The 10,405-nt window shown below is 45.4% G+C and carries 11 protein-coding genes; 5 read left to right on the top strand and 6 right to left on the bottom strand.

Going from position 1 to position 10,405, the window contains the following annotated elements; translation table 11 throughout:
• Nucleotides 1-47 precede the first annotated feature (47 nt).
• The 3 genes from JGK36_RS29840 to def all read right to left on the bottom strand — a co-directional run bounded on the left by JGK36_RS29840 (nt 48) and on the right by def (nt 1,545).
• Nucleotides 48-536: an FHA domain-containing protein gene (locus tag JGK36_RS29840; protein WP_293198923.1), complete on the bottom strand. Its 489-nt coding sequence runs from the start codon at nt 534-536 to the stop codon at nt 48-50.
• Between the two features lie 248 nt (nt 537-784).
• A complete protein-coding gene (locus JGK36_RS29835; RefSeq protein ID WP_293187114.1) occupies nt 785-985 on the bottom strand; it encodes a hypothetical protein in 201 nt (66 codons plus the stop codon).
• Nucleotides 985-1,545 (bottom strand): peptide deformylase, encoded by a 561-nt coding sequence (def, locus tag JGK36_RS29830; RefSeq protein WP_293198921.1) that lies wholly within the window; start codon nt 1,543-1,545, stop codon nt 985-987. Before def ends, JGK36_RS29835 begins: the two co-directional genes overlap by 1 nt.
• A 101-nt stretch (nt 1,546-1,646) precedes the next feature.
• On the opposite strand from def, the gene JGK36_RS29825 reads away from it, so the two are divergent.
• A complete protein-coding gene (locus JGK36_RS29825; RefSeq protein ID WP_293187111.1) occupies nt 1,647-2,159 on the top strand; it encodes a DUF1648 domain-containing protein in 513 nt (170 codons plus the stop codon).
• Between the two features lie 237 nt (nt 2,160-2,396).
• Here the strand turns inward: JGK36_RS29825 and JGK36_RS29820 are convergent, their stop codons facing one another.
• Nucleotides 2,397-2,852, bottom strand: coding sequence for an aspartyl protease (locus JGK36_RS29820; RefSeq protein WP_293187110.1), 456 nt, complete (start codon nt 2,850-2,852; stop codon nt 2,397-2,399).
• Nucleotides 2,853-2,971: 119 nt separating this feature from the next.
• Between JGK36_RS29820 and JGK36_RS29815 the strand changes: the two genes are divergently transcribed.
• Both JGK36_RS29815 and JGK36_RS29810 read left to right on the top strand, forming a co-directional pair.
• Nucleotides 2,972-4,267, top strand: a complete 1,296-nt coding sequence (locus JGK36_RS29815; RefSeq protein ID WP_293187109.1) for a pentapeptide repeat-containing protein — start codon at nt 2,972-2,974, stop codon at nt 4,265-4,267.
• Nucleotides 4,268-4,363: 96 nt separating this feature from the next.
• On the top strand, nt 4,364-5,512 hold the full coding sequence (locus JGK36_RS29810) for a mannosyltransferase family protein (RefSeq protein ID WP_293192663.1): 1,149 nt from the start codon (nt 4,364-4,366) through the stop codon (nt 5,510-5,512).
• Between the two features lie 90 nt (nt 5,513-5,602).
• Here the strand turns inward: JGK36_RS29810 and JGK36_RS29805 are convergent, their stop codons facing one another.
• The gene (locus JGK36_RS29805; RefSeq protein WP_293198920.1) at nt 5,603-6,241 is read right to left on the bottom strand and encodes a TenA family protein; all 639 of its coding nucleotides are present in this window, start codon (nt 6,239-6,241) and stop codon (nt 5,603-5,605) included.
• Between the two features lie 168 nt (nt 6,242-6,409).
• Here JGK36_RS29805 and JGK36_RS29800 point away from each other — a divergent pair, with 168 nt between their 5' ends.
• Together JGK36_RS29800 and JGK36_RS29795 are read left to right on the top strand one after the other, a co-directional pair.
• A complete protein-coding gene (locus JGK36_RS29800) occupies nt 6,410-8,347 on the top strand; it encodes a hypothetical protein (protein ID WP_293186185.1) in 1,938 nt (645 codons plus the stop codon).
• A gap of 55 nt (nt 8,348-8,402) precedes the next feature.
• Nucleotides 8,403-9,371, top strand: a complete 969-nt coding sequence (locus JGK36_RS29795; protein WP_293186186.1) for a glycosyltransferase family 2 protein — start codon at nt 8,403-8,405, stop codon at nt 9,369-9,371.
• An 85-nt stretch (nt 9,372-9,456) separates the two neighbouring features.
• On the opposite strand, the gene JGK36_RS29790 is transcribed toward JGK36_RS29795, so the two are convergent.
• Nucleotides 9,457-10,365 carry a DMT family transporter gene (locus JGK36_RS29790; RefSeq protein ID WP_293186187.1) on the bottom strand — a complete coding sequence of 303 codons (909 nt, stop codon included), beginning with the start codon at nt 10,363-10,365 and terminating at the stop codon, nt 9,457-9,459.
• Nucleotides 10,366-10,405: the final 40 nt, after the last annotated feature.

Here is a 10,405-nt window from a genome sequence, read left to right as displayed (position 1 = left end):
TTTGAGGGACGGCTCCTTTGCTCTCTCTATCAATAGTGAGAGTATTGCTATCGCGTATGCCCTGTTTGTCCAGGGTTGTGCAGCGTAACACCGTCAGGGAATAATTGAGTTAAAGTGAGAGCGTCTTTTTCACTGACTGGAAAATTGCCCGTTTTTGTGGCTGGGTATGCGGGTTTAGTTTGGTTTGGGGTTGCGGGAGATTCAAATATGAATTCAGGGCCGTCAATACCGAGACTGATGCGATCGCCTGTTTCTAAAGTTTGGCAGCCTTCGAGCTTTTGGCCGTTGATATAAGTTCCGTTAGCGCTGTTGAGGTCGCAAATTTGCCATCTCGTCCAATTACCATGAGTTAAGGGACGGACTGCGGCATGGCGGCGGGAAACCATGCCGTGGGCGATCGACTCTAAAGCTATTTGACAATTGCGATCGCGCCCGATCGCCACTTCTCCATATTCAGAAAGTTGGTACTTGGACGCTAGCCCGGACGCAGCGCCTTTGGCGGGCACTTGTCGCAGAAATCCGATTTCATTAGTCATCAGTCAGTTGGCAGTTGGCAGTTGGCAGTTGGCAGTTGGCAGTTGGCAGTTATTAGTTATTAGTTATTTGTTATTAGTTATTTGTGATTGATGGTTGGGGAGCAGTTATTAGTTATTAGTAACAATCAATAACTCACCACTAACACCTAACAACTAGGAATCAATAACAAGTAATATAGGACAACTCACCAATAACAAATAACAAATAACAACTGACTACTGACTAATGACTGCTGACTAATGACTAATCATAAATTTGCTCTGGCATCCTGAACGGCTGCATAGAAAAATATGCCTGTGAGCGGTATGCTGAGGGCGAGGATGATGCCGGTAACTACGTTGCCGAGTTGAGCTTCTCCCGAAGACAGCTCAAAGATTGAGCCGACTGCGGCGATCGCAGTGATGCACGAAAGAGCTAACAATAAACCACTTTTTGGAGTTCCTGCCATCATACTGATTTTACTGCCTTTGGCGAAAATTTGTTCTTGACTAATTCTTCATTGAGTGCGAGCTTGTTTTCTACTCTATCTACAAACAGCACTCCGTTGAGGTGATCCATTTCGTGCTGAATTGCCCTCGACAATAAATCTGTCGCTTTCAGGGTTTGCGGGCGGCCAAATTCGTCGCGATATGACACTTCAATGACTTCTGGGCGTTTGACATCAAAATAGACTCCCGGAATGCTCAAACACCCTTCTTGCAAGATGCAGATATCGCCGCTGCTACTTTTGATGGTGGGGTTGATCAAAACCAATGGGGGTGTGGCGGGATTGTCGGGTTCGCAGTCGAGTACGATTACTTGTTTGTTAACTCCGACTTGGGGGGCTGCCAAACCGATGCCGTCGGCACTGTACATGGTTTGTAGCATTTCTCTGACTAGCTGCCGAATTTCTGCATCGATGCTGCTGACGCGCTTTGCTGGCTGCCGCAGGACGCGATCGCCTAAAGTGTGTATTGTTAGGGGCGGTTTTTCTAACTTTTTCTTTTCAACCAAAACCTGAACCGTCATAAAACCTCGCGAGATGTTTGGAAACCCCCAACGAAAGCGGTTGGGGGATTACATGGGAACCAATACTATTATTTTCAATATTAATCTAATTTTAAGTAGCTATGACTGGAAATGCACCAAACCAACGGCCGGTGATTTCTCTGGGGCTTTCGCCTGTTTTATTGGCGGTAGAGCTTGCGGGGGCGATCGCGATTTTAGTGTCGATTTTGCCGATCGTACAGTTTTGGGCGGTTTTGCCCGATCGTATTCCAATTCACTTCGGCTTGGGGGGGCAGCCTGATGCTTTGGGCGACAAGGTGATGATTTGGATGCTGCCAGCAGTGGCTGCTATTATTTTTGTGGTTTTAACTGCGGTATCGCGCTATCCGCATACTTTTAACTATCCGGTACGGATTACTCAGGAAAATGCGCGCCGACAATATCTCTTGGGGCGAGGCCTTTTGGTTTGGCTGAAGGCGGAGATTTGTTGGCTATTTGCTTTTATAGTGCGGCAGCAAATTATTGTGGCTTTGGGAAATGCTCAAAGGTTTAGTATAGAGTTGGTTTTCGGGATGACTTTTTTGATATTTGCGACGGTTGGGGTCTATTTGGGGAGGGCTTATTTAGCTCGCTAGCTGTAGGCAAAAACTTTCACATAAAAAGGTTTGTAGTGAGGACTTTAGTCCGCATTAAAGAAAGGACTAAAATCCTGACTACAAACTTTCACATAAAAAGGTTTGTAGTGAGGACTTTAGTCCGCATTAAAGAAAGGACTAAAGTCCTGACTACAAACTTTCACATAAAAAGGTTTGTAGTGAGGACTTTAGTCCGCATTAAAGAAAGGACTAAAGTCCTGACTACAAACCTTTTGACTAAGCCATTAGATATGTTTGCTGGTTGTTCATCGGCAATACTCGCAACCGTCTATTTTTCAAATCTGGTTCTAACCCTAGTTCTTCCATGGGAATCACGCCCAGCAAAACAGCAGCAACGCCTTCGGGCAATTCTAAACAATCAAATCTACCTTCTCTCCCTTCTACAATAATTTGAGCGCCTGCAAAAATTCGACCTTTTTTGATGCCAGCCGATGTTTCTACATCTCTTTCTCCTACTTGTCTTAAACCTAGTTGGCTAATAATGGGAGCTGGCAAGGAAAGTAGAGTTGCTCCGGTATCGACAACAACTTTGTCGAGTACCGCACAACGAACTTCCTCGGTAGAAATGAATCCCCGTTCTGCCATAACTAGATCGATACGATTCGTGACGGTGATTGTAGTGATTACTTGACCCATTTGTTTGCCTTGAAGATTGGGGAGTACCAGGGTCATATTATGTTACCTCTTTGAGTGTAATTACTGGATATTTCTATTGTAATGCTATCTAGAATCGTGCTTAGTTGGTTAAAATCGTTTTAGTGACCTGTTCAAGTTAGAATTTGCCTCAACGCATGACACCAGAACCCAACTCTCCTCAACCCAATCCTCCTAAGTCGAACGTGACTGTAGAAAGCCCTAACGGTGCAAGCCCTACTGTGCCGCCAGAATCAGCGACAATCGTTGCTACTGCTGAACCGGAAAAACCGCTACCGCCGCCTCCTCCAACTCGCAGGGTTTTATTGCCGCAGCAGCCCGCACAAACGACTGCTGAGATGACTGGTTCGGTGCTGACGCTGGCGGCGATCGCAGCGATGATTGTAGGACTGGCTAACGATAGCATTTGGATCGGCTTAATAGGCGCCGTCGGTGCGATCGGCATATCGCTGCGGATGATGTGGCCGAGTTGGGGCAAAATTTGGGTGCAGGTAATTCCGCCGACTTGGCGCACGCTGATCATCTCTTGCTTCGGGCTGTTAGCTGGGATTGTGGGCTTGCTGATGCTCAGCGGTACTAATACTGAACCGGGAAGCCGCAACATCCAAATCAACTGGGATGCTATCGGAGCTCTCGGCGAGTTAATTGGTGCTTTGGGTCAAATTTTGATCGCAATTTTGGGCGTTTACGTGGCTTGGCGCCAGTACGTGATCTCGAAGGATTTGACGATTCAGCAAAATCGCATTACCCAGCAGCAAACGATTGATGCTTATTTTCAAGGGGTTTCCGACTTAGCCCTTGACGAGCAAGGGTTTTTGGAAGATTGGCCGCAGGAAAGGGCGATCGCCGAAGGCCGCACCGCTGCAATTATGAGCAGTGTGGATGCTGAAGGTAAAGCGAAAATTCTGCGGTTTTTGTCGCAGTCGAGACTGATTACTCCTCTGAAGCGCGATCGGCTTTTAGGCCGCCCCATCCTTGACGGCGATGGTGGCTACGCTGAAGACAGAGATCACGGCCTCCGCGTCATCGATTTAAACGTCATGTTAGCTGGTGCTGACCTCGCTGGCACGGATTTACGGTGGACTGAGTTGAGCGAAGCCAACCTTGTCCGAGCCAATCTCAGCAAGTGCGATTTAGTGAAAGCAAACCTCTCGCGCGCTATTCTGTACGACGCCAATCTCGTTCGCGCCGACATGAGAGCCACCAAATTATTCTACGGCTCGGCAGAAATGGCATCTCCCCGCAGCCGCACGGAATTTGCCAACTATCAAACGGGTGAATATACCGGCGCTGTGGTTGAACGTGCTGATTTCACTGCTGTCAAGCGGCTGTCGGACGAGCAGCGCTATTACTGCTGCGCTTGGTGCGGCTCGAAGTCGCGAGAGACTATTCCCGGCGGCTGCGAAGGTATTCCCAATAAACTGGGACGCTAAAATTAGCAGTACCGCTGTACTTACGTATATATTTGGCGATCGATAGGCAGCCGACTATACTGTATTTAAAATCAACAGTCTGGCGCTGTTTTAGCGATGACAAATACTGATTTAGGGCTAGAAGTAAGTCCGCGTCAAGCAGGCACTAAAAGCAGAGATGGGTTAATTTTTGTAATTACTATGTGGTTGCTGAGCCGATCGGTAATTGCGATCGGGATGCAGCTAATTGCCCCCTTCCTGTACCATCACTCGCTGCTCTACCAGTCTCAGGACTCAACGCCTTTTGTGGCGGGCTTTATTCCCAAAAGTGGCTGGGAGTTGTTCTCCCATTGGGACGGCGAATGGTACACCAAAATCGCTACCCTAGGCTACTCCTACGCCGATGACGGAGAGCAACATTCTGTTGCCTTCTATCCGCTGTTTCCCTTGCTAATTCGGGGGCTGATGACCCTCGGAATGCGATCGGACGCAGCAGGGGTATTAATCAACTCTTTTGCATTTTTGGGCGCATTAGTGCTGATTTATTTTTGGGTAGAACAGCGATACGATACTGGTGTTGCCAAATGGACAACCGCTATGCTAGCTTGGTGTCCGTTCTCGCTATTTTGCACTGTCATGTATACAGAAGGATTGTTTCTGTTTCTGACAGCATCTGCTTTGCGATCTTTTGAGAGGGGCGAGTATATTTGGGCTGCTGTTTGGGGAGCTTTGACAACTGCTACTAGGGGGCCGGGAGTAGCACTGATACCTGCTTTTTTGCTGACAGCTTGGAGGGAAAAAAGACCTCCACTTGCTTATTTTGCAGGTTTGGCTAGCGCTCTTGGGATATTTTCATTTAGTATATATTGTGCTATTAGATTTGGAGATGCTTTAGCATTTGTTCATGTTCAAAAGGGATGGGTTCAGCCGAGTTGGTTCGAGGTATTGATTCAAGCTCTCAAATTGAAGGTATCTGCTATCAGTAGAATTGTGATGATTTTTGGCAGCGGCTATTTATTATGGTTTTTGCACAAAAGGCTTACCACTATTGTTTTGACTTACGGTTTTTGCTCTTTAGCACTGCTGCTTAATTCCGGAGCTTTGCGATCGGTAAACCGCTACGCTTACGGTATGCTGCCGCTTTCAATAGCTCTCGGCTTGTTGCTAGCAGCTAAGCCTCGTTGGGGTTACGGGTTGATGGGATTGTTTGGTATATTTCTGCTGTACGTTTCCGTCAGATTTGCAGGTTGGCTGTGGGTAGCTTAGGGGCGATAGTAAATGAAAATCAGACTATTCATTACTCCAATCCTCGGACTTAAGGGTAGAGGTCGCTCTCAAACTGTCAACTGTCAACTGTCAACTGTCAACTGTTGAATCTACCTCCCAAGCTGCCTGAAAAAAGTCTCTTTCGCACAACATAGCGTAGCGATAGGTTGCTTCTACTTCCGGTATAGATTCGGCATAGCGATCGACCAAACTTTCCAGCCGTGAAGCTAAAATCTCAAACTCAGGGCTGCTATAGGTGACAATCCAGTCGCTCAAGGCGTGTTTTGGTATATTAGGCTTGGCTAACTGCTGTCCCAAAAAAGCATACAACCGCAAGCAAGGAGTCATCGCCGCTACTGTCAAACCGACACCGCTTCCCCAGGCAGTTGCTAATAAAAAATCCGTGTAGCGGCGGGTAGCAATTCCCGGTTTAGCCTCTTGCAAGTTTACACCCCATTTCGCTGCATATCCTTGATGCAAGCGAAGTTCTTCTAAAACGCCACTCCCGAGATTGTGGAGGATTTCAAATCCCTCCCAGTCGGGTGCTTTTGCCGCAGCGATACTGTAAGCGCGAGCAAATGCTCTCAGAAAAAATGCGTCTTGTGCAACATAATATGCAAAACTATTTTGGGGGAGGCTGCCGTCAGCAATGCCTCTGAGAAAGGGATGTTGCAGACAAGCTTCGCTTAAGTCTTGATTTGCTTGCCACAGATAGTTAGAACTTGTCATGAATTTTTTAATTTATCGGTGGTTATGATGGTAATTGTTATATGACTTACAGAAATCACTCGGTTTCTCGTAGAAATATTGGGGAAAGACAACGATGAATCTACTCACAAACCAGGTTTTTAGCCTCCGGGCCCTGAGTACCCTGTCTTAGAGTCCACCTCAAAATCTATGATAACAAATATATTTGGCTTGATTCCATTGGTGACTCTGGGCATTTTGTGGCTTATATTTCAGAAAATAGATAAGTGTTGGCGCAGTGCTATTTTGTCCGCAGCAATTGTTTGGGGAGTTATAGTTGCTTTGTCTACTGAAATTTTGAGTTTATTTAGGTTGCTGACTTTTGAGTGGGTGTTTGGGCTGTGGTTGGTAGCAAATATTCTCGGCTTGATGGTTTATCTAAAATTTAAACCTGTCAAGCCAATTTTTGAGAAAAGTCAAGAGGAGAAATTTTCTAGTGTATTAGTCGGGTTGCTAGGCGGTGTATTTTTTATTTTTGCTGCGGTTGGTTTAGTTGCTGTAGTTGCACCGCCTAACAATTGGGATTCTATGACTTATCACATGAGTCGGGTTGCTCACTGGATGCAAAACCGCAGTGTCGAGCATTATCCCACTTCTTACGTGCCGCAGTTGTATCACCCGCCTGGGGCTGAGTTTGCGATTATGCACTTTCAGATTTTAACCGGGGGCGATCGCTTTGCTAATTTGGTACAGTGGTTGAGTATGGTGGGAAGTGCGATCGCAGTTTCTTTAATTGCTAAGCAACTGGGGGCAAATGGGCGGGGTCAAGTTTTTGCAGCAGTCTTTGCTGCGACTTTGCCGATGGGTATCCTTCAGGGTTCTAGCACTCAAAACGATTATGCTGTATGTTTCTGGGTAGTGTGTTTTGTTTCCTGCGGTTTAGCTGGACTCTCGGCAGGAATAACAGGGATTAATACTTTCAAAATCGGTGCGAGTTTGGGTCTGGCTCTCTTGACAAAAACGACAGCTTATATATTTTGTTTGCCTTTTATTATTTGGTTTTTTGTAGGAGGAATTCAAGGTTTTCGGGGGAAAATGCTGCAACCTATTTTGATAATAGCCGGTGTGACTTTTGTATTGAATGTCGGTCACTTTTGGCGAAATTACGATTTGTTCGGTTATGCGATCGGAGCGCCAGAAAGTTTTACCAAAGAATATAAAATTGAAGCAATTACTCTGCCAACTTTCCTGTCAAATGTCATTAGAAATTTAGGTATGCAAGCTGGTACGAGGATTTCCCGGATTAACGGTGCGATTGTCGGAGTGATTAACGTGCTGCACCGAATACTGGGCGTAGCGACAAACGACGCACGCATCACTTGGCCTCCCGGACAAGTATTTGCGATCGCCACACCCTCATTTAATGAAAATACAGCTACCAATCCCATTCACTTTGGGCTGATATTTGCCAGCATTACACTTATACTTAAAAATCCTATTTGGCAAAAAACAAAAATAGTGATAACTTATTTGATTGCTGTAATAATGACATTTTTACTTATCTGCTTCCTTCTGAAATTACAACCTTGGCACAGCCGCCATCACCTGTCAATATTTGTATTATTTTCGCCAATATTTGGATTGGTAGTATCGCAATTATCAAATCATAAAAACGCAAATTATCTGGTGGCAATTCTGATTTTAATGTCGCTACCGTGGGTTTTTCACAACAACTTTAGACCTCTCGTGGGAGATGGTAACATTTTTAATAGCAGCAGACACGATCTTTACTTTACAAGCCGCCCGAATATCGAGGTTGCTTACAATACAGCAGTAGATTTTGTTAAAGCTCAAAACTGCACGAATATAGGACTTTCTTTTTGGGCTAAAAATGCCTGGGAATATCCCTTGTGGGTGATGTTTCCAGAGCCGGGAAAACCAGCACCTCGCATTGAACATATTTCTACTATCGATCCTGTTGTCAAGCAAAAATTAAATTCCGAACCTTACAAAAGTTTTATCCCTTGTGCGATAATTTACCAGTCTACAAAAAATGACGGCAAACAAGGAAAAGAGATAGTCCTCAAAAATCAAACTTACGCACAAAAATGGTCGATGGAGCCGCTGAGCGTGTTTGTGAAAAAATAAAGTTTTGATTTATTTGATTTAACCGTTGACACCAGATTTTACAACACAAACTGAGATGAACAATATACCTAAGTATTCCTTGATAATTCCCATCTATAATGAAGAAGAAAATCTCCCAGAATTGTACCGACGAATTAGTGCTGTGATGGATCGAATGGACGGCGCTGTAGAATTAATTTTAATCAATGATGGCAGCCGCGATCGCTCTCTGGAAATTTTGCGAGAATTGCACGAACAAGACTCGCGAATTTGTTACCTCAGTTTGGCGCGCAATTTCGGTCACCAAATAGCTGTAACTGCTGGATTAAATTTTTCTAGCGGTCAAGTTGTAGTCATCATGGACGGCGATTTGCAAGACCCGCCAGAGCTAATTCTAGATATGGTAGAACAGTGGCGTCTCGGGTATCAAGTTGTTTACGCTCAGCGCACTCAACGCCGTCAAGAAGGTTGGTTTAAGCGGTTGCCTGCTTATATGTATTATCGCATTTTGCGGAATCTTGCTGATGTTGATATTCCCATAGATACGGGGGATTTTTGTTTGATGGATCGGTGTGTAGTGGATGTGCTCAATGCTATGCCAGAACGCAATCGCTACATTCGGGGACTGCGGGCTTGGATTGGTTTCAAACAAACTGCGGTTAAGTTTGAACGAGATCCGCGTTTTGCTGGCGATGTTAAGTATACCTTCAGCAAATCTTTTGCTTTGGCGATGAACGGTTTAGTCTCTTTTTCAAAGGTTCCTTTGCAACTGTCGATTTATTTGGGTTTATTTTCGGCTTTGGTGTCTGTTTTAATGGCTTTTCTGGTTTTGTACTGGCGTCTTTTCTCTCCGGGTGCGGCATTAAGTGGTTTGACAATTATAATTATGGCGGTTTTCTTTTTGGGTGCGGTGCAGTTGGTCAGTATTGGGATTTTGGGCCAGTATATTGGGCGGATTTATGAGGAGGTGAAGGGCAGGCCACTTTATACGCTGGCTGAAGTTGCTGGTTTTGCCGATCGCCAAAACAAACAAAAATCATCTTAGCAAACAACAGTTGACGAATCTTGCCTAAATCGTCTAATTTGTGTTATGAGTTAAACGATCGCGCCCCACGCAAATTTCCTGCACATCACAAATTTGCTGCCTGCTTAATTGATGCTTTTTTACCCGCTGCGACGCAGGCTACCACTAAACAAGCGCTGCCTAGGGCGATCGGCTTAACAGTTTCACCAAGCAAAATAGCGGATGCCAGAATAGTCAAAAATGGTTGCAATAGCTGAATTTGCCCTACCCTGGCAACTCCGCCAATGGCCATCCCCTCATACCAGGCAAAAAATGCTACAAATTGACTGACAAAACTCACATAGGCAAAACCCAACCACGCCGTCGGTGCAGCGACTAATCCTTGTTTTAAAACCACAAATATTGTCGGCAAAACCTCGAAGGGAGCGATAACTATCAATGCCCAACAGATAACTTGCCATCCACCTAAAGTTTTAGCTAATCGCCCACCTTCGGCATAACCAAAAGCAGCAGCAATGACTGATGCAAATAAAGCTAAATCTGCGGTTTGGAGTTGCCCTGCACCACTAATAATTCCAAAACAAACAACGGTTAAACTTCCGGCGATACTAGCAACCCAAAACCGAGAAGATGGCCGATCGCCCGATCGCAAAACTCCCCCTATTGCTGTTGTCAATGGCAAGATTCCCAATACTACAGCACCGTGGGCGGCAGGTACTCGCTGCATTGCCCAGGCTGATAATAGCGGAAATCCGACAACCACTCCCAATCCGACAACTAATAAACTCCACAATTGCCGTTTAGAGGGAATAGCCTGATGTGTTATTTTTAAAGTAACTGCTGCTAGTATAGCTGCTACTAATCCGCGTCCTAAGCCTACAAAAATAGGGTCTAAATCCTGCACTGCGGCTCTGGTTGCTGGCAGTGTTAAGCTGAATCCAACTACGCCTAGGAAACCGTAAATTAGCCCGATTGTTTCTCGATCGAATTGAAGATGTTTCCAGTGTAGTTTCATTTTTTACCTGTGAAGTAGACTTGTTTTTTTAACAAAGTGC

It is taken from the genome of Microcoleus sp. PH2017_35_SFW_U_B (assembly GCF_020737865.1).
In the GTDB taxonomy this organism is placed as follows: domain Bacteria; phylum Cyanobacteriota; class Cyanobacteriia; order Cyanobacteriales; family Microcoleaceae; genus Microcoleus.
The sequence above is the reverse complement of the archived record's forward strand: the minus strand, read 5'-3'. Positions and strand labels throughout refer to the sequence as shown.